We start from the raw sequence: 22,528 nt of genomic DNA, 5'->3' as shown, positions 1-22,528 counted from the left end.
CGGCCGGTCACGTCGGACCGGTCAGGGCTGGGCGAACAGCGGGCCGTAGTTCGAGCGGAACATCTGCTCGCCGAGGCGGCGCATCACCAGGTCGCGCAGCGCGGGCGGCAGCCCGGTGGCCTTGTCGCGGCGGTGGGTCTGGCTGAGCACCCAGTCGGTACGCGGGCGGCGTCGCGCCTCGTACCCGCGCAGGGCCTCGGCGATGGACCCGGCAGCGGCCAACGAGGATGCGAGCACGACGGCGTCCTCCAGGGCCATCGCCGCGCCCTGGGCCATGTTCGGCGAGGTGGCGTGGGCGGCGTCGCCGATCAGCAGCACCGGGCCCCGGGACCAGGAGTCGAGCACGACCTCCTGGTTCGGCCCGGCGTGCAGGGTGCTGTCGTCGTAGTCGAGGGCCTTGAGCATGGTGGCCACCGGCTCGGTGAACGTCGCGGCAAGCTCGTCGCGCCAGCCGGGCCGGTCGGCCACCGGGCCGTCGTTGTAGTAGCAGTACGTGTGCTCAGCGCTGATGGGGATGGTCAGGAACTGCCGACCGCGCCCCAACTGCACCGACCAGACCGGCTCGTCGTCGACGCGGGGTGCGACCCACCGGTACGCGTACTGGCCGAGGTCGCGGGCCGCCTGACCGTCGAAGGCGAGCCGGCGGACCGTCGAGTTCACCCCGTCCGCGCCGAGCACCAGGTCGTACCGTCCGGTGCTGTTGTCGTCGAACTCGACGGCGACCCGGTCGCCCTCTGGCAGGAGCGCGACCGGCTGGCGGCCCCAGCGGATCGGGGTGTCGCCGACGCCGGCGAGCAGTGCCCGGTGCAGGTGGGCCCGGGGCAGCGACACGCACGGTCCGACGCCCCGCCACAGCGCGGCCACGTCGATGTCGAAGAGGCGACGCCCGCGCTGGTTCGCGCTGCGCTGCCGGGTGATCTCCACGGAGACGTCGGAGACCGGCTCGGCCAGACCGAGTACGTCGAGCATCCGGGTCGCGTTGCCGGTGAGGTAGATCCCGGTGCCGGAGTCGGTCGGCCCGGATGCCCGCTCGACCACGTCGACAGTGGCACCCCACTCGCGTAGCGCGGCCACCGTCGCCAGTCCGGCGACACCTCCGCCGACGATCAGTACCCGGACACCGTCACCCCGCACGACACTTTCCTCCCCGTTGCCCCTGCGCGACCCCGCTGAGCTGCTGCTCAAGGGTCCAGCCGCCGCAGCACTCTACGAGGCGGGTGAGTCAGCGCACGGGAACGGGGGCTGAAATACCGAGGAATGGGCTGCGACGATGAGGCATGACGACAGCTGAGACGTACGCCGAGTTCGGCAGCCGCGAGGCGCGCGGGGTGTCGCCCACGTATGAGCGCCTGTCGCAGGCCGTGGCCCGCGACGACGACCTGCTCACAGTGCTCGACGGGCTGCCGCCGGCCAAACGCCAGCCGAATCTGCTGTTCGGCGTCGTCCGCTGGCTCGGTGGCCCTGTCGACGACCCGGCCGCGTTCCACGACTACGTGATGACGCACTGGCCGGCCATCGAGACGCAGATGCTCACCCGGGCCACCCAGACGAACGAGGCCGGTCGGTGCGCGGTCCTGCTGCCGGTGCTCGCCGCGTTGCCGCAGCCCCTCGCCCTGCTGGAGGTCGGCGCGTCGGCCGGGCTCTGCCTCTACCCCGACCGGTACGCGTACCGCTACGGCGACCATCGGGTCGGTTCCGGTGAGCTGGTTCTCGACTGCGCGGCCAACGGGTTGGCACCGCCGGCAGGCGTACCCCAGGTGGTGTGGCGGGCCGGCCTGGACCTCAACCCGCTCGACGTGACCGACAGCGACGACGTGTCCTGGTTGGACGCCCTGATCTGGCCGGAGCACGCCCACCGGCGGGCCCGGCTGCGCGCCGCGGCGGCGGTTGCCGCGGCCGACCCGCCGCTGCTGGTCCGCGGCGACCTGGTTGACGACCTGCCGGCGCTGGCCGCGCGGGCGCCGACCGACGCGACGCTTGTGGTCTTCCACACGTCAGTGCTCTACCAGGTGCCGCCCCCGCGCCGGGACGCGTTCGTCCGGTTGGTCCGCGAGCTGCCGGGGCACTGGGTGGCGAACGAGGGGCCGGAGGTGCTCCGCTACGACGGGTTGCCCGCCCCACCGAGCGACGTGCTGCACAACGTCCTCGCGCTCGACGGAAAGCCGCTGGCCTGGGCCAGAGGTCACGGCCAGGCGCTGACCTGGTTCGGCTGACGTCACCAGGCCGCTGGTTGGACGCCGGCCAGCTCAACGAGCCGGTTCGGGCATCCGGGCGCGCAGGGCTCGGATGAACCAGTCCACCGCAGGCGCCGTCGCGTCGCCGGTCGCCCAGCCGTTGAGCACCGCCAACAGGTCGATGTAGCGGTCCCGGCGGGGGTCGTTGGCCGGTTCCAGCCGATCGAGCAGCCGTCGACGCACGTCGGCCTCGTCGGAGTGATGGTGCAGGCTCGCGTACCGGTTGGTGACGGCTGTGACCACCGGATCGGCGTCCGGGCTGGCCGGGTCGAGACCGGCCGCGAGGGCGGGGGCCACCGCGTCCCGGACCACCGCGACGGCGTCCGGGCGGGGCAGCCCCGGTACGTCGTTGTCGGCGGCGTGCTGCCGCACCAGCCGCCGCATCCGGGCCCGGAACTCCGGCTCCCGACTCAGCTCGGCCAGCTCCAGCCACGCCTCGACCTGCGCGGTGTCGGGATCGTCGGGAAGCTCCGGTGTCAACGAGACGACCGCACCCCGGTACGCGGGCTGGTCGCCGAGGCCGGCGAAGACGCCGTCCAGGAAGTCCGCCACCAACTGCCCGCGTTCGCGGGCGGTGAGCTGGGCCAGTCGGTGCAGCTCGTCCACCTCGGTCGGGCCTGACCCGCGCCTCGCCGCGACGGTGAGCACCGCCTGGCGCAGCCGCAGCACCCGGATCTGCACGGCCAACGCCTCGGCGTGTGCGGCGGCCACCTCGGGCAGGGATACCTCCTGGTCCACCACCCGCCGAATGGTGGCCAGGTCCAGGCCGAGGTCACGCAGCGTCCGGACCAGTTCCAACCGGGCCACTGCCGCACTGCCGTACCGCCGGTAGCCGGCCGGGCTCCGGTCCGTCGGCGGCACCACCCCGCTGTCGGCGTAGTACCGGATGGTCTTGACGCTCAGGCCGGTCCGTCGGGCCAGGTCGCCGATCGTGTGAAACGTCTGCCCGCTCATGCCCCCACCCTCGCGTCTCCCCCCGGTGGAGACTCAAGCACCATCCGGGCCGGCGAGGAACGCCGCGACCGTCGCGGTGAACGCTTCGGGGTCGTCGAGCCACGGGTAGTGCCCGGCGCCCGGCTGGACGACCAGCTCGGCGCGTGGACTCAGCTCGGCGAACTGGGCCACCAGGCCCGGCGGTGCGGCCAGGTCGACAGCGCCGGCGAGCAGCAGCACCGGGCCTCGATGGGCGGAGAGGGCCGCACGGGTGGCCGGCGGATCGAAGGCGCCTTCGGAGCTGAAGATCCCGGCCAACTCCTCGTTGCGCTGGCCGGACTCGGCGGCCTGGTGGACCTGAGCGGCAGTGTCCCACCGGCCGTACAGGAACGGAGCGATCTCCTGCTGGGAGGCGGGCCCGGCCCGGCCCGCGAGGATGGACTCCACCGCCGCGGCGGCCACCGGAAACCATGGCTCGCCGGCCCGGGCATCGGTGACCTCCTGGCGCTGCGCGTCGGTCACCTGCAGCCCTACCGCTCGGATGCTCGGGTTCACCAGCGCGAGTTGGCCCACCCGATCGGGGTGCCGGGTCAGGTACTGCAGAGCCAGGTTGGTGCCGGCTGAGTGCCCGAGCAGATCCAGCTGGTCGAGGCCCAGGTGGCCGCGCAGCGCCTCCACATCGTTGACCATGCGGTCGCAGCGGCAGGTCGAGACGTCAGCCGGGACCGCCGAGCGACCGGTGCCCCGCGGATCGAGGATGACCAGCGTCCGGTGCGCGCCCAGACCGCCGAGGTCACCGAGGTACGCGGAGTCACGCATCGGCCCGCCCGGCAGGCAGACCAGCGGATCCCCAACCCCGACCGTCCGGTACGCGAGGATGGTTCCGTCGATCGCGTCGAATGTGGTGGCCATCGGTCAGCGGACCCGCTGGTGGCGGAGCAGAACCACCCCGTTGCCGAAGACCCGGCTCTCCACCAGCCGCAGACCGGTCGGAGTCTCGGCGTCGGGGAAGAGTCGGCGGCCCTTACCGACCAGCACCGGGTGGACGTAGATCCGGTACTCGTCGATCAGGTCGTGCCGGGCGAACGTCGCGGCCAGGTCGGCCCCGCCGAGCGCCAGGTCGCCGCCCGGTTCGGCGGTGAGCTTGCGGACCTGCTCGACGTCGACCTCGCGCACGACTGTGGCGTTCCAGTCGGCGTGGTCGAGGGTGCGCGAGTAGACGATCTTCGGCATGTCCCGCCAGATCCGGGCGAACTCGCGCTCCGGGCCGCTGGCGGTCGGGTCCTGATCGGCGGTCGGCCAGTAGGAGGCCATCAGCTCGTGGCTGACCCGGCCGCTGAGGAACCCGCCCATCGGGGCGATCACGTCGTTGAAGTGCTGGTGCAACTCCTCGTCGACCTGGTGCCAGCCGATGTCGCCACCCGGGCCCTCGAAGAACCCGTCCAACGACAGGCTCATCTGCACAACGATCTTCCGCACCGTGTCTCCTCCGTATGCGTCGATGGATGTCGAACCCGATCGTCGTCGGACCGTACGACGAAACGACCGGTCGCCGCGACGACGCAGAGGCATGTCGGGCATCCGGGCAGCGGGAGGTTGACCACGACCGGTCCCTAGACTGCTGCGGTGACCGGAGAGCGACCACCCCTGGCCGACCGGCCGCTCACCGAGCCGCACCCGTCCCGGCTGCCGTCCGAACACCCCGACCGGGCCCGGATCCTCGCCGCGCACACCGCCGCGTTGGCCGCCGGTGAGGCCGGTTACCTCGACCCGGCGAGCGGGCTGTTCGTGCTCAGCGCCAATTTCCTGGCCCGCCGTGGAACGTGCTGCGGGCGCGGCTGCCGGCACTGTCCGTACGTGGACGATCCACCCTCGGAACAGGCGTAAACGGGGACTTCCGTGCGACACCGACACCCCGTACGGTGTCCGACGGACACTTGGCGGGCACCTTCCGCCGTCGGTCGGCGAGAGGGTGGAGTGTGCGCGGGCGGATCGTGGTCGCCGGGCTGGCCGGGCTGCTGGTGAGTGGCTGCGCCGACGAGGCGGAACCGCCGGCGGTGCCGCCGCCGGTGCCGATAGCTGTTGACGTGGCGGCTGCCTCCTCGGGCGGCGCCTGCCGCCTGCTGGACTTCGCGGTGATCGAGCAGACGGTGAAGATCCGCTTCGACGTGGCGGCGGCCAGTGAACAGGGCGACACCCACACCTGTGTGGTCCGGGCCGCAGGTGCCACATTGCCGGAGTTGACGCTCACCGTGACCGAGACCACGATCGACAAAGCCAGCTTCGGCGCGGACGTGGTGCCGGACAAGGCGGCGAAGGTCACCGGGCTGGGTCAGCAGGCGTACAAGCGGACCACCGCCGCGGCGAGCGGGCACGGCCCGGTCGCCGAGGTGGGCTGGCTGGCCGGCGACGGACGGCTGGCCACTGTGAGTTGGACCACGGCCCGCGGCAGTGCGCGTTCGGCGGTGGAGAAGCTGACCGGCGACCTGACCGCGTTGGCCAAAAAGGTGGACACCCGGGCGTTGTGACGCCCGGGTGCCCGGTTGGTCAGTTGGCGGCGACGAAGACCCGGGAAGCGACCTCGCGGGGCAGCCGCACCCGGTCACCGGAGCGGTCGATCGACACCCCGTCGCGCTCCTGGGCCACTGTCACTGTGGCACCCGGGTCGACACCCGCGGCGTGGAGTTGGCGCAGCACGTCGGCGTCCTTCTGCACGCTCTCGCAGATGCGGCGGACCACTACCGACCCGGAGAGGCCGGGGAAAGCCAGGTTGCGCTCGCCCTCGGCGGCCTCGGTGGTCTCCGCCGCCGGCGAACCCAGCTCCTGAAGCCCGGGGATCGGGTTGCCGTACGGGGAACGGGTCGGCCGGTTGAGCAGGTCGTAGACCCGCTTCTCCACTGCGTCGCTCATCACGTGCTCCCAGCGGCAGGCCTCCTCGTGGGCCTCCTCGTAGGGCATTCCGATGACGTTGACCAGCAGCAGCTCGGCGAGGCGGTGCTTGCGCATCACGGACACGGCGCTGCCGCGACCCAGGGCGGTGAGCGTCAGGTGCCGGTCTCCCTCGACTGTGAGCAGGCCGTCGCGCTCCATCCGGGCGACGGTCTGACTCACGGTGGGGCCACTCTGCTGCAGCCTCTCGGCGATCCGGGCACGCAGCGGTGGCACCCCCTCTTCTTCCAATTCGAGGATGGTGCGCAGGTACATTTCGGTCGTATCGACCAGGTCGTGAGACTTCATAAGGTCAGCGGCCCTCCGGTGCACGATGTTACCTCGGAGAACGGCTGGTGACCTTCGCCGAACCGCGTGCCCTCCACGCGAATGGTGTTGGATGGTCGCCATGTCCGGTACCCAGGAGCCGTTGGTCGAGGTCGATCGGCTCGTCGCCGAACTCGACCAGGTCGATCCGCCCACCCTGCTCGACGTCCGCTGGCGGCTCGTCGGCCCGCCCGGGCGCGACGACTACCTCGCCGGCCACCTGCCCGGGGCGGTCTTCGTCGACCTGGACACCGCGCTCTGTGGGGCGCCGGGCGCCGGCGGCCGGCACCCGTTGCCCGACCCGGCCGCGTTGCAGGCCGCGCTGCGAGCCGCCGGCGTCCGCGCCGGTCACCCAGTGGTGGTGTACGACGGCGGCGACGGCATGGCCGCCGCACGGGCCTGGTGGACGCTGCGCTGGGCGGGTCACCGGCCGGTACGCCTGCTGCACGGCGGCTACCCGGCCTGGGTGGCCGCCGGCCGGCCCGTCTCCACCGACGCGCCCGCCCCACCCCCCGGTGACGTCGTGGTGCGCCCCGGTGATCTCCCGGTGCTCGACGCCGGGCAGGCCGCCGCGCTGGCCGCCGCGGACGACGCCGCGTTGCTCGACGTACGGGCGGCGCCGCGCTACCGGGGCGAGGTCGAGCCGATCGACCCGGTCGCCGGGCACGTGCCGGGAGCGGCGAACCTGCCCGCCGGGGAGTACGTCGGGCCGGACGGCCGTTTCCTGGCCGCCGACGTGCTGAGGGAGCGGTTCGCCGCCGCCGGGGTGACCGAGGGGCGGGCCGTCGGGGCGTACTGCGGCTCGGGGGTGACCGCCGCCCAGGCGGTGCTCGCGCTGCACCTGGCCGGCCGCACGGACGCCGCGCTCTACGTTGGATCGTGGAGCAACTGGGTCGCGGACCCGGCCCGACCGGTCGCCTCCGGGCCGATACCTGGCCGCTGACCAGCGCGTGCGGTGGGCCGGCGCCGATCCTCGTGCGACGATGGGCTCATGTCCGACGACACTGTTGTGGTGTGGGACGAGTCGCTGCTCGCCTACGACATGGGTGACCATCCACTCGACCCGGTCCGGGTGGAGCTGACCATCGCGCTCGCCCGCGAGCTGGGCATCCTCAATCGGCCAGGGGTGCGGGTGATCAAGCCGGAGCCCGCCGACGATGCCCTACTCACCCGGGTGCACGCGCCGGCCTACCTCGCCGCGGTGCGCAACGCGCCGCGCGACCCGCTCTTCGCCGGGTACGGGCTGGGCACCTCCGACAACCCGGTCTTCGAGGGGATGCACGAGTCCAGCGCGCTGATCGCCGGCGCGACGGTGGCCGCCGCCGAGGCGGTCTGGCGCGGCGACGCCCGGCGGGCGGTGAACGTGGCCGGTGGGCTGCACCACGCGATGTCCGCCCGAGCCTCCGGCTTCTGCGTCTACAACGACCCCGCGGTGGCCATCGCCCGCCTGCTCGACCTCGGCGCGGAGCGGGTGGCGTACGTGGACGTCGACGTGCACCACGGCGACGGTGTGCAGGACATCTTCTGGAACGACCCTCGGGTGCTCACGGTCAGCCTGCACGAGACCCCGCTGGCCCTCTTCCCGGGCACGGGTTTCCCGGACGAGACGGGTGGGCCGGGTGCGCAGGGCACCGCCGTCAACATGCCGTTGCCGCCCGGCGTCGACGACAGCGGCTGGCAGCGCGCGTTCCACGCGATAGTGCCGTCGGTGCTGCGCGCGTTCCGGCCGCAGGTGCTGGTCAGCCAGTGCGGCGCCGACGGGCACCGGCTGGATCCGCTCGCCGACCTGAACCTGACAGTGGACGGGCAGCGGGCCACCTACCTGGCGATGCGGGCGCTCGCCGACGAGTTGTGCGACGGCCGGTGGGTGGCCACCGGCGGCGGCGGGTACGCGCTCGTCGAGGTGGTGCCCCGGGCCTGGAGTCACCTGCTGGCCGTGGCCACCGGTGACCCGATCGACCCGGCCACGCTCACCCCACCCGCGTGGCGGGACCTGGTCGCCTCCCGACGTCTGGGCCGGGAGGTGCCGCTGCGGATGACCGACGACGCCGACCCGTCGTACGAGCCGTGGCAGCCGACCGGCGAGCCGAACGCGGTGGACCGGGCGATCGCGGCCACCCGCAAGACGGTCTTCCCGCTGCTCGGGCTCGACCCGCACGATCCACGGGACTGAGCCGGGCCGGGGGAGGGCGTACCGGTGCCGACAGTGGACCAGCCGGTCGACGTGCTGCTCAGCGATGGCAGCACGGTCCAGTTGCGCCCGATCGACCCGGCCGACGCGCCGGGCATCGTGGCGATGCACAGCCGGTTCTCCGAGCGCACCCGCTACCTGCGGTACTTCTCGCCGTACCCGCGCATCCCGGAGCGGGATCTGATCCGTTTCGTCACAGTGGACCACCACGACCGGGAGGCGTTCGTGGTGCTGGCCGCCGACCGGATCGTCGCGGTCGGCCGGTACGAGCGGCTCGGCCCGCAGGCCCCCGAGGCGGAGGTGGCCTTCGTGGTGGAGGACGCCTACCAGGGGCGGGGCATCGGCTCGGTGCTGATGGAACACCTGGCCGACGCGGCCCGCCGCAACGACATCATGAGCTTCGTCGCGGAGGTGCTGCCGGCCAACGGGACGATGCTGCGGGTCTTCGCCGACTTCGGCTACCAGGTCCAGCGCGAGTACGCCGACGGCGTGGTCCACCTGAGTTTCCCCATCGCGCCCACCGAGGCCAGCCTGGAGGTGCAGCGCGGCCGGGAGCACCGCACCGAGGCCCGCTCGATCGCCCGGCTTCTCGCTCCGCGCGGCATAGTCGTCTACGGTGCCAGCGCCACCGGCCAGGGCGTCGGCGCGGCGGTGCTCGGGCACCTGCGCGACGGCGGGTTCACCGGTGCGGTGGTGCCTGTGCATCCGAGCGCGTCGACAGTGGCGGGTCTCCCCGCGTACCCGTCGGCGGTTGATGCCGGAACGCCGGTGGACCTGGCGGTGGTGGCGGTCCCACCGGAGGCGGCGACCGCCGTGGTCGCCGACGCGGCCGCCGCGGGGGTGCACGGCCTGGTGGTCATCTCGGCCGGCTTCGCCGAGGCCGGCGGCGAGGGCGCGGCCACCCAGCGGGCACTGGTCCGCGCGGCGCACGCGGCCGGGATGCGGGTCGTCGGCCCGAACTGCCTCGGCGTGGCCAACACCGACCCGACGGTACGCCTCAACGCCACCCTCGCCCCGGCGTTGCCGCCGGCCGGCCGGGTCGGCATCTTCAGTCAGTCCGGTGCGTTCGGGGTGGCGCTGCTCGCCGAGGCGGACCGGCGGGGCCTCGGGTTGTCCAGCTTCGTCTCGGCCGGCAATCGGGCCGACGTCTCCGGCAACGACCTCCTGCAGTACTGGCAGGACGACCCCGCCACCGACGTGATCATGCTCTACCTGGAGACCTTCGGGAACCCGCGCAAGTTCGCCCGGTTGGCCCGGCGGATCGGCCGCGCCAAACCGGTCGTCGCGCTCGCCTCGCCGGCCCGCCCGCCAGGGGTCGGTGACGCCGCCGGGCCGGACGAGGTGGCGGTGGCGGCGCTCTTCGCCCAGTCCGGGGTGATTCGGGTGGACACCGTGCCGGAGCTGCTCGACGTGGGTGTGCTGTTGGCCAACCAGCCGTTGCCGGCCGGCGGCCGGGTCGGTGTGGTCGGCAACTCCTCGGCCCTCACCGGGCTCGCCGCGACGGCCTGCGTCGGGCACGGCCTGAGCGTGGCCGACGGTTATCCCCGCGACGTCCGGCCGAGCGCCGGTGCCGCCACGTTCGCCGCCGCGCTCGCCGAGACGGCCGCTGACGAACGGGTGGACGCCCTGGTGGTGGTGTTCGCGCCGCCGCTGCCCGGCCAGCTGACCGCTGTGGACGCCGACGTGACCGCCGCACTGCCGTCCGCCCTCGCGCTGGGCAAGCCGACAGTGGCGACGTTCCTGGTCGGGAGGCTGCCACCGGGGGTGCCGGCGTACGGCGGCGTGGAGGAGGCGGTCCGCGCGCTCGCCCGGGCGCACCGGTACGCCGAGTGGCTTCGCCGCCCACCCGGGGTGGCACCGGAGCTGCCCGACCTCGATCGGGCTGCCGCGCAGGCCGCGCTCCGGGCCGACGGCACCGACCCGGGCGCGCTGCTGGCCGCGTACGGCATCGACGTGGTGGCCTCGGTGTCCGTCGACTCGGTCGACGCTGCTGTCGACGCGGCGGCGCGGCTGGGCTTCCCGGTTGCGCTCAAGGCGGCCGCTCCCGGGCTGCGGCACCGACTCGACCTCGGCGCGGTCCGACTGGACCTGCCCGACGAGCCGACTCTCCGCCGGGCGTACGCCGACCTGGCGGTGACCTTCGGCGCGGACGCGCTGGTTCAGCCGATGGTCCCGCCCGGCGTGGCCTGCGTGGTGGAGGTGGTGGAAGACCCCGCGTTCGGGCCGGTGGTCGGCTTCGGCCTGGGCGGGGTCGCCACCGAGCTGCTCGGCGACCGGGCTTGGCGGGCGGTGCCGCTGACCGACCGGGACGCGGCCGAGCTGGTCGACGAGCCCCGGGCGGCGCCGTTGCTGCGCGGGCACCGGGGGGCCGCGCCGGTCGACCGGGCGGCCCTTGCCGATCTGCTGCTACGGGTGGGTCAGCTCGCCGACGAACAGCCCCGGGTGCGCTCGCTGACCCTCAACCCGGTGCTCGCCCGCCCCGATGGCATCTCGATCCTGCACGCGCAGGTAGGGGTGGGTGGCGTGGCCGCCCGCCCGGACACCGGCCCCCGCCGTCTGTGAGCGGGCCCGGTCAGGCGCGGCTGGAGATCTGCTGGACGCCCCAGGTGTTGCCGTCCGGGTCGGCGAAGAAGACGAAGCCGACGTTGTCCAGCGGATCCGGCACCGGCCGGGGGTTCCGACCCACCACCTGGATCTCGCTGACCTCCACGCCGCGCCCGACCAGTTCCTCGTGGGCCCGCTTCAGGTCGGGCACCACCAGTTGCAGCCCCTTGAGTGAGCCTGGCGGCATCTCCGGGACGACGCCCTTGCCAATCACGATCGAACAGCCCGAGCCGGGCGGCGTCAGCTGGACGATGCGCGCGTCGTCACTGATCACCGTGTCGTGGTCCACAGTGAAGCCGAGCTGGTCGGCGTAGAACTTCTTCGCCCGGTCCACGTCGGAGACCGGCACGATCACCACTTCCAGCGTCCAGTTCATCGTCGCTCTCCTTCGTGGTTCAGCAGACGGTGTCCCAGTCAAGCACCCCGACAGCACGGAAGGCCCCGGCGAACCGCCGGGGCCTTCCGTGGGAACCGGATGCGTCAGCAGGCGTACGCCTCCAGGCGCTGAGCCCGCTCCGGGGCGCGCAGCTTCAGCAGCGTCACCTTCTCGATCTGCCGGATCCGCTCCCGGGACAGGCCGAACTCCCGGCCGACCTCGTCCAGGGTGCGCTGGCGGCCGTCGTCCAGGCCGAACCGGAGGCGGATGACCGCCTGCTCCCGCTGGGACAGGGTGGAGAGCACGATGCTGACCTCGTTGCGCAGCTCGCCCTGGGCGGCGGCGTCGCCCGAGTCGGTACGCGGGTCCACCGAGGCCACGAAGTCGCCGAGCGCGCTCTCACCGTCGTCGCCGACGGCTTGGTCCAGGCTGACCGGCTCCCGGTCGTAGGAGATCAGCTCGATGACCTGGATCTCCGGGATCTCCAGTGCGCGGGCCACCTCGGCGACCGTCGGTTCGCGGCCCAGCGTCACCGCCAGTTCGCGGCGGGCCCGGACCATCCGGTTGACCTGCTCGACCATGTGCACGGGGATGCGGATGGTACGGGCCTGGTCGGCCATGGCGCGGGTGATGGCCTGTCGGATCCACCAGGTGGCGTACGTGGAGAACTTGTAGCCCTTGGCGTAGTCGAACTTCTCCACGGCCCGGATCAGACCGAGGTTGCCCTCCTGGATCAGGTCGAGAAACGCCATGCCACGGCCGGTGTAGCGCTTGGCGATGCTGACCACCAGCCGCAGGTTCGCCTCCAACAGGTGGTCCTTGGCCGCCCGACCCTGGGCGACGATCAGCTCCAGGTCGGCTCGCAGCTCCGCGGAGACCGGGGTGCAGGTGGCAAGCTTCTCGTCGGCGAACAGGCCCGCCTCGATGCGCCGGGCCAGGTCTACCTCCTGCGCGGCGGTCAGCAGCTTCGTCCGGCCGATCCCGTTGAGGTAGGCCCGGACCAGGTCGGTGGAGATGCCGCGCTCGTCGGTGGCGTCCAGGTCGACGAGGGCTTCGGGGGCCCCGTCGGTGTCGGTCGTGGTGGCCGGGCGCGTCCGGTGTTCCGTCATCTGAAGGACCATCTCTGTCTCTCCCCGTTTCCACGTCGGTGCCGTGTTCCCGGCCCAGTGGTGCCGGTGTGACAACAGCTTGGCGGGCGGCGCGTAAAACGGGAGTGAGGCGATCGGGCACCCGACAGGAATCGCGTCGGATCGCTGGTGCGGTGTGTCGTCCGAGTGTGTGGTTGCCCGCCCCGGCTACGTTGCGGACGGCCGGCCATCTCTGGTCGGCCGGAAACGACAGTTGGAGGACGGTGTGGTCTTCAAGCGGCTCATGAAGGCGATGGGCGTCGGTGGTCCGTCGGTGGAGACGGTGCTGGCCAACGCGAACTGCCGTCCGGGCGGCCAGCTGGAGGGCCGGATCCAGGTGCTGGGCGGCGATCACCAGGTCGACATCGACCACGTCACCCTCGGCCTGGTCACCCGGGTCGAGGTGGAGACCGGCGACAACGACTACGACACCACCCAGGAGTTCCACCGCCAGCAGGTCACCGGCTCGTTCCGGCTGGAGCCCGGGCAGCGCTACGACCTCCCGTTCCGCTTCGAGGTGCCGTGGGAGACACCGGTCACCGAGCTGTACGGGCAGCACCTGCACGGGATGACGATGGGCCTGCGTACCGAGCTGGAGGTCGCCCGCGCCGTCGACAAGGGCGACCTGGACGCCGTGTCGGTGCACCCGCTGCCGGCGCAGGAGCGACTGCTGGACGCGCTGCTGCGGTTGGGCTTCCGGTTCGCCCGCGCCGATGTGGAACGTGGCCACATCTACGGCGTACGCCAGACGTTGCCGTTCTACCAGGAGATCGAGTTCAGTCCGGCACCGCAGTACGCCCGCTCGATCAACCAGTTGGAGGTCACCTTCATCGCCGACGCGCAGCAGATGCAGGTGGTGTTGGAGGTCGACAAGCGCGGCGGTGTCTTCACCGAGGGTCGGGACGCCTTCGGTCGATTCACTGTCGACCACGCCACGGCCGACCGCACCGACTGGACCGCCGAACTGGACAACTGGCTCCGCCAGTCCCTGACCCGCCGAGGCCTCTTCTCCTAACCCCCACCCCACCCCACCCTCCTCGTCCGTTGATCATGAAGTTGTTGCCAGGACACGCCGAGGCGGCGGGCAATAACTTCATGATCAACAGGGGCGGTGGGGGGGTGGGGTGGGGTTAGAGGTCTAGGAGGAGGGTTTGGGGGCCTACGTTTGTGCTCTCGACCAACATGTGGGTGCGGAAGCGACCGGTCTCCACCTTCGCTCCTCGTTCCCGTAGGGCGTCGACCACAGCTGTCACCAGTGGCTCGGCGACCTCGGCGGGGGCGGCGGCGGTCCAGCTCGGTCGGCGGCCCTTGCGGACGTCGCCGTAGAGGGTGAACTGGCTGACCACCAGGATCGGCGCGCCGGCGTCGGCGGCGGACCGCTCGCCGTCCAGGATCCGTACCTCGTGCACCTTGCGAGCCATCGTCTGAGCGGTGTCCGCAGTGTCGGTGTGGGTCACCCCGAGCAGCACCAGCAGGCCGTTCCCGATGGCACCGACCACCTCGCCGTCCACAGTCACGCTGGCCCGCCCGACGGTCTGCACCACAGCCCGCATCAGGCACTCACCGGCTCGATGAAGCCGCGCTCCACCAGGTGCGCCACGATCGGGCCGGCGGCCTCGGCCATCTCGTCGGGCTCGACGTCGTGCGCGGCGGCGAGCAGGGCGAGCTGGTCACGTAGCGGCAGCCGGCCATCGGCGCCACCGACCAGCGCCAGTACCAGCGGATCGATCTCCTCGGTCCAACGCAGGCCGTGCGGCATCGCGAGGACCTGCCGGTCCACCCCCCAGCCCTCGTCGCCCATGGTGGCCTCCTGTCGCAGCTGGAGGCCCTCGGCGGCCCGGTAGCGCTCGGCGAGTAACGCCTCGGTGTCGCGTACCCGGAGAAAGTCCTGGCGGTCGAACCAGGCGGCGACGTGGTCGCCCAGCGGTGGCTGCACCCGCTGGCGTAGATCCTCCACCCGCACCACCGGGTCGGCGTGCCCGCCCCGACGCAGTGACACGATGCCGAAGCCGATGCCCTCCACCTTGTGCGCGTCGAACCAGTCCAGCCAGGCGGCCATCCGCTGCGGGTCGGCGGTCTCACCGACGTCGGTGAGCCACAGGTCGACGTACGCCATCGGGTCGGCCACCTCGCGCTGGATCACCCAGGCGTCCAGGCCGGTCCCGGCGAACCAGCCGGCCACCCGCTCGTCCCACTCCTCGCCTGCGACGTGCACCCAGTTCGCCAGGTACTGCATGGTGCCGCCCTCGGTGAGCAGGTCCGGGGCGGCGGCGGCCAGTTCGGCGCCGATCGCGTCACCGACCCGGCCGGAGTCGCGGTACACGTGCGTGGTCGTGCCGGGGCCGACCACGAACGGTGGGTTGCTCACCACCAGGTCGAACCGCCGACCGGCCACCGGGGCGACCAGGTCGCCGCGGAGCAGTTCCCAGTCCTGACCGTTGAGGGCGGCGGTGGTCGCGGCGAAGCGCAGCGCCCGCTCGGAGAGATCGGTGGCGGTCACGGACCGGGCGTGGGTGCCCAGGTGCAGGGCCTGGATGCCGGAACCGGTGCCCAGGTCCAGTGCGGTGTCGACCGGCCGGCGCATGGTCGCGCCGATCAGGGTGTGGGTCGCCCCGCCGACGCCAAGGACGTGCTCGGCGTGCAACGGGCGACCCGGGCGGGCGCTGGCCGGCACGTCGGCGAGCACCCACCAGTCCTCGCCGTACGGCTCCAGGTCGATGCCGGCACGCAGGCCGTCGCCGTACCGCTCGACCAGCCCGCCCGCGAGGGCCTCGGCCAGGCTCAGCGGCGTCAGCGCAGCGGTCACCGCCGCCTCCGACTCGGTCTGGGCGCAGATGAACAGCCGGATCAGGGTGCCGAGCGGGTCGCCCTCCTCGGTGGCGCGCAGCGCGGCCCGGTAGTCGTTGCGGGCGACCGCCGCGGTCGCCTGGGCGCCCAGCCGCTCGGCGATGCCGTGGCTGGTGAATCCGGTCCGGGTCAGTGCGCTGCGCAGCGCGTCGACGCCGGCGGGGGAGAGCAGCATGTCGTGTTCGTCCACCCCGACATCCTGCCTCCCGTCGCGTCCCGGGTCAGGGTCACCCGCCGGATGGTGTCGGAGCGTCGGTGTCCGCCCCGATCGGAGCGCCGGGCAGGATGGTCCGCATGACGCTCGTTCTGCCCATCGACCCGGAGGCCAACCGGTTGCTGGAGCGCAACCCGTTGGCCCTGCTCCTCGGCATGGTTCTTGATCAACAAGTGCCGATGGAGAAGGCGTTCTCGTCGCCGTACGTGCTGCAGCAGCGGCTCGGCCACGACCTGGACGCGGCTGAGCTGGCCGGGTACGACCCGGAGGCCCTGCTCGCGCTCTTCGCCCAGCCGCCCGCACTGCACCGGTTCCCGAAGGCGATGGCGGCCCGGGTGCAGGAGGTCTGCCAGGTGCTGGTGGAGCGCTACCACGGTGAAGCGGCGCTCCTCTGGGCCGAGGTCGCCGACGGGCCGGAGCTGCTGCGCCGGGTCGCCGCGCTGCCTGGGTTCGGCAAGCAGAAGGCGCAGATCTTCGTGGCTCTGCTCGGCAAGCGGTTCGGGGTGACCCCGCAGGACTGGCGGAAGGCGGCCGGGGACTACGGCGACCCGGGCGCGTACCGGTCGGTCGCCGACGTCACCGACGCCGATTCGCTGCGTCGGGTGCGGGAGTTCAAGCAGCAGATGAAGGCGGCGGCAAAGGCGAAGACGACCGGCGGCTGAGCTGTCTGCTCAGGCGGCGGTGGGGTGCGCCAGCGAGGCCAGCGCGCGCCGGACGTCGGCCAGCGAGACGGTTGCCGAGTCGTCCAGGTCGGCCAGGCCGGCCTCGATCCACTGGCGCATCAGCGTGGTGACCCCGATGCCCCGGGCGTCGGCGGCGGCGCGGACCCGCTCGTAGGTGTCCAGTGGCAGCCGCACCGAGCGGCTCACCATCGGCACGTCGCTGTCGGGGGTGGGCAGCTCCGCCGCCGGGCTCTCGTCGATCAGCTCGGCGATTCGTTCGCCGCCGCCGTGGAACTGCTTGGTCGCGTCGTTACGGTGCATCGTCACGGCCTCCTCATCGGCGGTCTCTCCGCACGGCCTCGTCGTAGCGCTTGGACTCGACGTCGCTCAGCTCGCGGGCGGAGAGGATGTCCCAGTCGTTGTCGGTGCCATCGGCCTCGGCGAGCAGCACCGCCAGCCGGCGGCCCCGACGGGCGGCGGCGTAGACCACCATCACGTCGTCACCCAGATGACGGATGACCCGTCGGGCGCTGTGCAGCGCCTCCCAGACTTCCCCGGGTGTGACGTCGTAGACCCTCAGGTTGGCCAACGCCTCGTCAGTGAAGCTGAACCTGCTGCCCACATCGCGGAGCGTACCACGGGCGTAACACGCGACGGGATGGGTCGAAGTTCGCTGATCACGGACCCGCGGTGACAGGATGAGGCGTAACCCCCTCGAGGAGGTCCATGGTGAAGCGTCAGGCGTACCAGCCGATTCTGATCACCGACGCCTCGCGCAGCCAGGGTGATCAGCTCAACAGCCGTCAGCGCCGCTATGTCCTGATGATGGGCATCCGAGTGGCCTGCATCATCGTCGGCGCGATCCTGGTCGGTGCGAACGCCCCACTGCTCTGGCTCTGGCTGCCACTGTGCGCCCTCGGCATGGTGCTCATCCCCTGGCTGGCGGTGCTGCTGGCCAACGACCGGCCGCCAAAGGAAGAGCACCGGCTGGCCAACCGGTTCCACCGCCGGCACACGGACGACACCCCGCCGATGAGCCTCACCGCCGAGGAGCGCCCACACAAGGTCATCGACGTCGAACCCTGACCCGCGAACGGGCCAGGGTTCGAGCGGTCAGGGCAGCGCTACGCCTGTGGCCGCGCGCCGACCGCTACGCCTGTGGCCGCGCGCCGGCGGTGGAGACGGCCAGCGCGCCCAGGTCGGTGGCCCGGCTCAGCGCCGCGGTCGGGGTGGCACCGGCGAGCCACGCGGTGAGCAGACCGGCCGCGAAGGCGTCGCCCGCGCCCGTGACGTCCACCACCGCCACCCGCCGCGCCTCGGCCACACAGACCGGAGTGGTGCGGTCCACCCAGACCGCGCCGGCCGCGCCGCGCTTCACCACCACCCGCCGAGCCGTCGCCGACAGCGCCCGCCCCTGCGCCGCCGGGTCCAGCCCGCCGGCCAGCACCGTGGCCTCGTCCGCGTTGACCAGGAGCAGGTCGATGTCGCGTACCCAACTCAGGAACGCCGCCGCGCCGACCCGCCGCAACGGCGCCGCGGAGGCCGCGTCGACGCTGATGGTGAGCCCGCGCTCGCGGGCGGCGGCCAACGCCCGCAGCCCCGCGCCGCGCGACTCCGCGTCCAACAGGGTGTACGCGGACAGGTGCAGATGCCCAGCGCCGGACGCCGCCGCGAGGGCCTGCTCGACGTGCGCGGCGCTCAGCCGCAGGTTCGCGCCCCGCTGGCTGACCATGGTGCGCTCGTCGTCGGCGGCCAACACGATGACAGTGCCGGTCGGGGCGCCCTCGACCCGTTCGATGGCGCAGTCGACGCCGGCCCGTTCCAGCTCGGCGACCCGGTCCCGCCCGGCGTCGTCGTCACCGACGGCCCCGACGAGCGTGACGTCCACCCGCTGCGCGGCGATCCAGGCGGCGGTGTTGGCCGCCTGACCGCCACCGCCGAGACTGATCACGGCCCCGGTGTCCGAGCCGGCCGCGAGCGGCCCGGACAACACGGCGACCACGTCGGTGATCACGTCCCCGACGACGACCACGCGGGCCGGTCGGGTCATGCCGGGACGGCGGTGCCGCGGGCCACCGAGGCGACCGCGATCCGCGCGGCCAGGTCGGCGTTGCGCAGGATGATCCGCACGTTCACCGCCAGGCTCGCGCCCTCGGTGGCGGAGTGGAAGTGCGCGAGCAGGTAAGGGGTGACGGCCTTTCCGGTGATCCCGTCCCGCTCCAGCAGGGCCAGGCCCTCGGTGAGAGTCCGGTCGTGCAGCTCCGGGTCGAGCTGCTCGTCGACCGGCAGCGGGTTGGCGATCAGCAGCCCGCCGGTGTGCACGGCGTGCTCGTCCCGGGCGGCGAGCACGGCGGCGACCTGCTCCGGTGAGTCCACCGACCAGTCCAGGTCGAAGCCGGCGTCGGTCAGGTAGAAGCCGGGGAACCTGCGGGTGCGGTAACCGACCACAGCGACCCCGAGGGTCTCCAGGCGCTCCAACGTCGCGCCCACGTCGAGGATCGACTTGACCCCGGCGCAGACCACAGCGATCGGGGTCTGCGCCAGGGTGACCAGGTCCGCCGACTCGTCGAAGGTGTGCTCGGCCTCCCGGTGCACCCCGCCCAGCCCGCCGGTGGCGAACACGCCGATGCCGGCGGCGGCGGCCACCGCGCTTGTCGCGGCCACGGTGGTGGCGCCGTCCGCGCCGGTCGCGGCGGCGACCGCGAGGTCGCGGACGGAGAGCTTTGTCACGCCGTCGACAGTGGCCAGCCTGGTCAGCTGCGCGTCGTCCAGGCCGACCACCAGCTCACCGGCGATCATGCCGATCGTCGCCGGAACGGCCCCGGCGTCCCGAACCGTCCGCTCGATCTCCCTGGCCACGCGCAGGTTCTCCGGTCGGGGCAGACCGTGCGAGACGATGGTGCTCTCCAGGGCGACGACGGGCCGGCCGTCGCGCTGGGCTTCGGCCACCTCGGTGCCGTAGCTGATGCGAAAGTCAGTCACACGGGCACCGTACGGGGTGGGGCCTCGGCCGGCCTCAAGTGGACCCGGCCATGATGACCTGCCAAACTTGTCGGTTGGAGGTGCAGACGTGAGCACAGAGGTTCTCGAGCGTCCGGAGCTGAAGGACGCCGACACCGGTCCCGAGATGTTCCACTACGTCCGCAAGGAGAAGATCGCCGAGAGCGCCGTCATGGGCACTTTCGTCGTCGCTCTCTGCGGCGAGACCTTCCCGGTCACCAAGGCGGCCAAGCCGGGTTCGCCGGTCTGCCCCAAGTGCAAGGAGATCTACGACTCGTACCGTGAGTGAACCTCGGCCGGTGCTCCGGCCGGCGACGTAGCCTGCGGCGGTGACCACCTCCACCGCCCTGCTCCTCGCCGACCTGACCGGGGTGGCGGTGTTCGCCGCCTCCGGGGCCTCGGCGGCGGTGGCCAAGCGACTTGACCTGTTCGGTGTCGCGTTCGTCGGCTTCGTGGCCGCCCTCGGCGGTGGGATCCTCCGGGACCTGGTCATCGACGAGGTGCCGCCGCTGGCCTTCGCCGACTGGCGGTACGCGGCCACCGCCGCGATCACCGCGCTCGCCGTCTTCTGGCTGCACCCGCAACTGGCCCGACTGCGCACCACGGTGCTGGTGCTGGACGCGGCCGGTCTGGCACTGTTCACCGTCACCGGCACGCTCAAGGCGCTCGACGCCCGGGTACCGGCGGTAGGGGCCTGCCTGATCGGCATGCTCACCGCGATCGGCGGCGGGCTCGGCCGCGACCTGCTCACCGCCGAGATCCCCGTCGTGCTGCGCCGGGAGATCTACGCGCTGGCCGCACTGGCCGGTTCGGTCCTGGTGGTGCTGCTGTACGTCACCGGGCAGACCGGGCCCCTGCCGCTCACCGCCGCCGCCGTCCTGGTCTTCGGACTACGCCTGATTGCGCTGCGTCGACGCTGGTCCGCGCCGGTGGCCACGCTGCGCCCGCCGCGTGCCGACGGGGCGGATCCACGCACCGACCGGGAGTGGTGAGACGGGCGGTCCGCTGTTCGATCGGGTACCGGATTGTGACCAGCGTGGCGTCGCCTGGGCCCGACGGCCCGTGCTGGTTATGCTGAGTCGGCCTTCGCGGCAGCTTCTGCGCGGAGGCGTTTTCATGGGCGGCGGATCCTCGTGGCCCTCGCCCGGGGTCCGCCATCGTGCGGTCGGAGAGGAGCTTCGCGTGGCAGCCCGGACGCCGGTGCTCGAGACGTTCCCGGCGCTGCGCGCCTGGCAGCGCAAGGCGCTGGTGGAATACCTGCGTCGCCGCAGCGACGACTTCACAGCGGTCGCCACGCCCGGCGCCGGCAAGACCACCTTCGCCCTGCGGATCGCGGCCGAGCTGCTCGGTGACGGCACCGTGGAGGCGGTCACCGTGGTCGCCCCGACCGAGCACCTCAAGAACCAGTGGGCAGACGCCGCGGCCCGGGTGGGCATCCAACTCGACGCCGCCTTCCGCAACGCCGACCTGCACTCCGCGGCCGACTTCCACGGCGCGGTGGTCACCTACGCGCAGGTGGGGATGGCCCCGCAGGTGCACCGGCGACGCACCATGACCCGACGCACCCTGGTCATCCTCGACGAGATCCACCACGCCGGCGACTCCCGGTCCTGGGGCGACGGGGTGAAGAACGCGTTCGAACCCGCCGTACGCCGACTGATGCTCACCGGGACGCCGTTCCGCTCCGACGACAACCCGATCCCGTTCGTCAGCTACGAGCGGGGCGGGGACGGGCTGCTGCGCTCCCGCGCCGACTCCGTGTACGGCTACTCCGACGCGCTGCGCGACGGCGTGGTCCGGCCGGTGCTCTTCCTGGCGTACTCCGGGGAGACCCGCTGGCGTACCAACGCGGGGGAGGAACTGGCGGCCCGGCTGGGTGAGCCGATGACCCAGGACCTGGTCGCCCAGGCGTGGCGTACCGCCCTGGACCCGGCCGGCGACTGGATGCCGCAGGTGCTGCGCGCCGCCGACGCCCGACTCACAGTGCTGCGCAACGCGGGCATGGCCGACGCCGGTGGTCTGATCATCGCCACCGACCAGCAGACCGCCCGCTCGTACGCCAAGCTGATCGAGCAGGTGACCGGCGAGAAGGCCGCCGTGGTGCTCTCCGACGACCAGGGCGCGTCCGCCCGGATCGCGACGTTCGCGGCGTCCGACCAGCGGTGGTTGGTGGCGGTGCGGATGGTGTCCGAGGGGGTCGACATCCCGCGACTGGCAGTCGGGGTCTACGCCACCAGCGCCAGCACACCGCTCTACTTCGCCCAGGCGATCGGCCGGTTCGTGCGGGCCCGCCGGCCCGGGGAGACCGCCTCGGTGTTCCTGCCCAGCGTGCCGCACCTGCTCGGGTTGGCCAGCGAGATGGAGACCGAGCGCGACCACGTACTCGGTAAACCCAAGGAAGCCGACGGTTTCGACGACGACCTGCTGGAACGCGCGCAGCGCGACGACCAGGCCAGCGGGGAGTTGGAGAAGCGGTTCGCGGCGCTCTCCGCCACCGCCGAGCTGGACCAGGTGATCTTCGACGGCGCGTCGTTCGGCACCGCGGCCCAGGCCGGCACCCCCGAAGAAGAGGAATATCTCGGCCTGCCCGGTCTGCTCACCGCCGACCAGGTCTCGCTGCTGCTGACCAAGCGGCAGGCCGCACAGCTCGCCGCCCAACGCCGCCGTACGGCCGACGGGGGCGCTCAGCCGGCCGCTGCGGCCACAGCAGCGCCACCCGCACCCATGAGCGCCGCTCAGCGTCGCGTGGCCCTCCGACGCCAACTGAACGCTCTCGTGGCCGCCCGACACCATCGCACAGGCCAGCCGCACGGCAAGATCCATGCCGAGCTGCGCCGGCTCTGCGGCGGACCGCCGAGCGCCCAGGCCACCATCGAGCAGCTTGAGGAACGCATCGCCACCGTGCAGACCCTCTAGACCGGTTCCGGGGCCGTGGCGGACTGCGCCGTGTCGGCCGTGTCGCCTTTGGGCCGTGACCGGGGCCGCGTGGTACCTGCGGCGTGGCGTGCTCCCGTGGTGGTCGGTGTCCCTGCGGGCGTGTGGGTCGGTGTCAGTGCTTGCGCCGTGATCCACTCGGCTTCCTTGA

The 22,528-nt window shown here is 72.5% G+C and carries 25 protein-coding genes; 12 read left to right on the top strand and 13 right to left on the bottom strand.

What is annotated here, in order from left to right; translation table 11 throughout:
- Positions 1–21: 21 nt before the first annotated feature.
- A complete protein-coding gene (locus AB0K35_RS16770; RefSeq protein WP_238671830.1) occupies positions 22–1,134 on the bottom strand; it encodes an FAD-dependent monooxygenase in 1,113 nt (370 codons plus the stop codon).
- 143 nt (positions 1,135–1,277) lie between these two features.
- On the opposite strand from AB0K35_RS16770, the gene AB0K35_RS16765 reads away from it, so the two are divergent.
- Positions 1,278–2,213, top strand: coding sequence for a DUF2332 domain-containing protein (locus AB0K35_RS16765; RefSeq protein WP_363886038.1), 936 nt, complete (start codon positions 1,278–1,280; stop codon positions 2,211–2,213).
- Positions 2,214–2,246: 33 nt separating this feature from the next.
- On the opposite strand, the gene AB0K35_RS16760 is transcribed toward AB0K35_RS16765, so the two are convergent.
- From AB0K35_RS16760 to AB0K35_RS16750, 3 genes are read right to left on the bottom strand one after another with little or no spacing between them, the layout of a single operon-like run.
- A complete protein-coding gene (locus tag AB0K35_RS16760) occupies positions 2,247–3,188 on the bottom strand; it encodes a MerR family transcriptional regulator (RefSeq protein ID WP_363886036.1) in 942 nt (313 codons plus the stop codon).
- Between the two features lie 33 nt (positions 3,189–3,221).
- Positions 3,222–4,079: an alpha/beta hydrolase gene (locus tag AB0K35_RS16755; protein WP_363886033.1), complete on the bottom strand. Its 858-nt coding sequence runs from the start codon at positions 4,077–4,079 to the stop codon at positions 3,222–3,224.
- Between the two features lie 3 nt (positions 4,080–4,082).
- Positions 4,083–4,646, bottom strand: coding sequence for a dihydrofolate reductase family protein (locus AB0K35_RS16750; RefSeq protein ID WP_238671833.1), 564 nt, complete (start codon positions 4,644–4,646; stop codon positions 4,083–4,085).
- A 147-nt stretch (positions 4,647–4,793) separates the two neighbouring features.
- Here AB0K35_RS16750 and AB0K35_RS16745 point away from each other — a divergent pair, with 147 nt between their 5' ends.
- Together AB0K35_RS16745 and AB0K35_RS16740 are read left to right on the top strand one after the other, a co-directional pair.
- Complete coding sequence (locus tag AB0K35_RS16745; RefSeq protein ID WP_238671834.1) at positions 4,794–5,054, top strand: DUF5522 domain-containing protein; 261 nt, start codon at positions 4,794–4,796, stop codon at positions 5,052–5,054.
- Between the two features lie 92 nt (positions 5,055–5,146).
- Complete coding sequence (locus AB0K35_RS16740) at positions 5,147–5,695, top strand: hypothetical protein (RefSeq protein WP_363886031.1); 549 nt, start codon at positions 5,147–5,149, stop codon at positions 5,693–5,695.
- A 19-nt stretch (positions 5,696–5,714) separates the two neighbouring features.
- On the opposite strand, the gene AB0K35_RS16735 is transcribed toward AB0K35_RS16740, so the two are convergent.
- A complete protein-coding gene (locus tag AB0K35_RS16735) occupies positions 5,715–6,404 on the bottom strand; it encodes a metal-dependent transcriptional regulator (protein ID WP_091400569.1) in 690 nt (229 codons plus the stop codon).
- 100 nt (positions 6,405–6,504) lie between these two features.
- Here AB0K35_RS16735 and AB0K35_RS16730 point away from each other — a divergent pair, with 100 nt between their 5' ends.
- The 3 genes from AB0K35_RS16730 to AB0K35_RS16720 are packed head-to-tail and all read left to right on the top strand — an operon-like array spanning position 6,505 to position 11,175.
- Positions 6,505–7,365 carry a sulfurtransferase gene (locus AB0K35_RS16730; protein WP_363886028.1) on the top strand — a complete coding sequence of 287 codons (861 nt, stop codon included), beginning with the start codon at positions 6,505–6,507 and terminating at the stop codon, positions 7,363–7,365.
- A 48-nt stretch (positions 7,366–7,413) separates the two neighbouring features.
- Positions 7,414–8,595, top strand: coding sequence for an acetoin utilization protein AcuC (locus tag AB0K35_RS16725; protein WP_238671837.1), 1,182 nt, complete (start codon positions 7,414–7,416; stop codon positions 8,593–8,595).
- Between the two features lie 24 nt (positions 8,596–8,619).
- Positions 8,620–11,175, top strand: coding sequence for a GNAT family N-acetyltransferase (locus AB0K35_RS16720; RefSeq protein WP_363886025.1), 2,556 nt, complete (start codon positions 8,620–8,622; stop codon positions 11,173–11,175).
- A 10-nt stretch (positions 11,176–11,185) separates the two neighbouring features.
- On the opposite strand, the gene AB0K35_RS16715 is transcribed toward AB0K35_RS16720, so the two are convergent.
- Entirely contained in the window at positions 11,186–11,593 is a 408-nt protein-coding gene (locus tag AB0K35_RS16715; protein WP_238671839.1) for a VOC family protein, read from the bottom strand.
- A 104-nt stretch (positions 11,594–11,697) separates the two neighbouring features.
- Positions 11,698–12,702: an RNA polymerase sigma factor SigB gene (gene sigB / locus AB0K35_RS16710; RefSeq protein WP_363886023.1), complete on the bottom strand. Its 1,005-nt coding sequence runs from the start codon at positions 12,700–12,702 to the stop codon at positions 11,698–11,700.
- Positions 12,703–12,946: 244 nt separating this feature from the next.
- On the opposite strand from sigB, the gene AB0K35_RS16705 reads away from it, so the two are divergent.
- Complete coding sequence (locus tag AB0K35_RS16705) at positions 12,947–13,735, top strand: sporulation protein (RefSeq protein ID WP_238671975.1); 789 nt, start codon at positions 12,947–12,949, stop codon at positions 13,733–13,735.
- 115 nt (positions 13,736–13,850) lie between these two features.
- On the opposite strand, the gene dtd is transcribed toward AB0K35_RS16705, so the two are convergent.
- Positions 13,851–14,273, bottom strand: coding sequence for a D-aminoacyl-tRNA deacylase (gene dtd / locus AB0K35_RS16700; RefSeq protein ID WP_363886021.1), 423 nt, complete (start codon positions 14,271–14,273; stop codon positions 13,851–13,853).
- Positions 14,273–15,757, bottom strand: coding sequence for a methyltransferase (locus tag AB0K35_RS16695; RefSeq protein WP_363886018.1), 1,485 nt, complete (start codon positions 15,755–15,757; stop codon positions 14,273–14,275). Before AB0K35_RS16695 ends, dtd begins: the two co-directional genes overlap by 1 nt.
- Positions 15,758–15,852: 95 nt before the next feature.
- Between AB0K35_RS16695 and AB0K35_RS16690 the strand changes: the two genes are divergently transcribed.
- On the top strand, positions 15,853–16,443 hold the full coding sequence (locus tag AB0K35_RS16690) for an HhH-GPD-type base excision DNA repair protein (RefSeq protein ID WP_238671976.1): 591 nt from the start codon (positions 15,853–15,855) through the stop codon (positions 16,441–16,443).
- A gap of 9 nt (positions 16,444–16,452) precedes the next feature.
- Here AB0K35_RS16690 and AB0K35_RS16685 read toward each other — a convergent pair whose 3' ends face one another.
- Together AB0K35_RS16685 and AB0K35_RS16680 are read right to left on the bottom strand one after the other, a co-directional pair.
- On the bottom strand, positions 16,453–16,764 hold the full coding sequence (locus tag AB0K35_RS16685; RefSeq protein WP_124858894.1) for a hypothetical protein: 312 nt from the start codon (positions 16,762–16,764) through the stop codon (positions 16,453–16,455).
- Positions 16,765–16,777: 13 nt separating this feature from the next.
- A complete protein-coding gene (locus tag AB0K35_RS16680) occupies positions 16,778–17,065 on the bottom strand; it encodes a hypothetical protein (RefSeq protein ID WP_124771959.1) in 288 nt (95 codons plus the stop codon).
- A gap of 104 nt (positions 17,066–17,169) precedes the next feature.
- Between AB0K35_RS16680 and AB0K35_RS16675 the strand changes: the two genes are divergently transcribed.
- Positions 17,170–17,529 (top strand): DUF3099 domain-containing protein, encoded by a 360-nt coding sequence (locus AB0K35_RS16675; protein ID WP_181518647.1) that lies wholly within the window; start codon positions 17,170–17,172, stop codon positions 17,527–17,529.
- A gap of 64 nt (positions 17,530–17,593) precedes the next feature.
- Here AB0K35_RS16675 and AB0K35_RS16670 read toward each other — a convergent pair whose 3' ends face one another.
- Both AB0K35_RS16670 and AB0K35_RS16665 read right to left on the bottom strand, forming a co-directional pair.
- Positions 17,594–18,493: a PfkB family carbohydrate kinase gene (locus AB0K35_RS16670; RefSeq protein WP_363886015.1), complete on the bottom strand. Its 900-nt coding sequence runs from the start codon at positions 18,491–18,493 to the stop codon at positions 17,594–17,596.
- Positions 18,490–19,425 (bottom strand): pseudouridine-5'-phosphate glycosidase, encoded by a 936-nt coding sequence (locus AB0K35_RS16665; RefSeq protein ID WP_363886013.1) that lies wholly within the window; start codon positions 19,423–19,425, stop codon positions 18,490–18,492. The genes AB0K35_RS16670 and AB0K35_RS16665 overlap by 4 nt, the downstream gene beginning before the upstream one ends.
- Before the next feature lie 88 nt (positions 19,426–19,513).
- Here AB0K35_RS16665 and AB0K35_RS16660 point away from each other — a divergent pair, with 88 nt between their 5' ends.
- The 3 genes from AB0K35_RS16660 to AB0K35_RS16650 all read left to right on the top strand — a co-directional run bounded on the left by AB0K35_RS16660 (position 19,514) and on the right by AB0K35_RS16650 (position 22,359).
- Positions 19,514–19,732 carry a DUF3039 domain-containing protein gene (locus tag AB0K35_RS16660; protein ID WP_007456912.1) on the top strand — a complete coding sequence of 73 codons (219 nt, stop codon included), beginning with the start codon at positions 19,514–19,516 and terminating at the stop codon, positions 19,730–19,732.
- Positions 19,733–19,772: 40 nt separating this feature from the next.
- A complete protein-coding gene (locus tag AB0K35_RS16655) occupies positions 19,773–20,435 on the top strand; it encodes a trimeric intracellular cation channel family protein (RefSeq protein ID WP_363886011.1) in 663 nt (220 codons plus the stop codon).
- 190 nt (positions 20,436–20,625) lie between these two features.
- On the top strand, positions 20,626–22,359 hold the full coding sequence (locus AB0K35_RS16650; RefSeq protein WP_363886008.1) for a DEAD/DEAH box helicase: 1,734 nt from the start codon (positions 20,626–20,628) through the stop codon (positions 22,357–22,359).
- The last annotated feature ends 169 nt before the right edge of the window (positions 22,360–22,528 follow it).

Source organism: Micromonospora sp. NPDC053740, assembly GCF_040677775.1.
Taxonomy (GTDB): domain Bacteria; phylum Actinomycetota; class Actinomycetes; order Mycobacteriales; family Micromonosporaceae; genus Micromonospora; species Micromonospora alfalfae.
The sequence above is the reverse complement of the archived record's forward strand: the minus strand, read 5'-3'. Positions and strand labels throughout refer to the sequence as shown.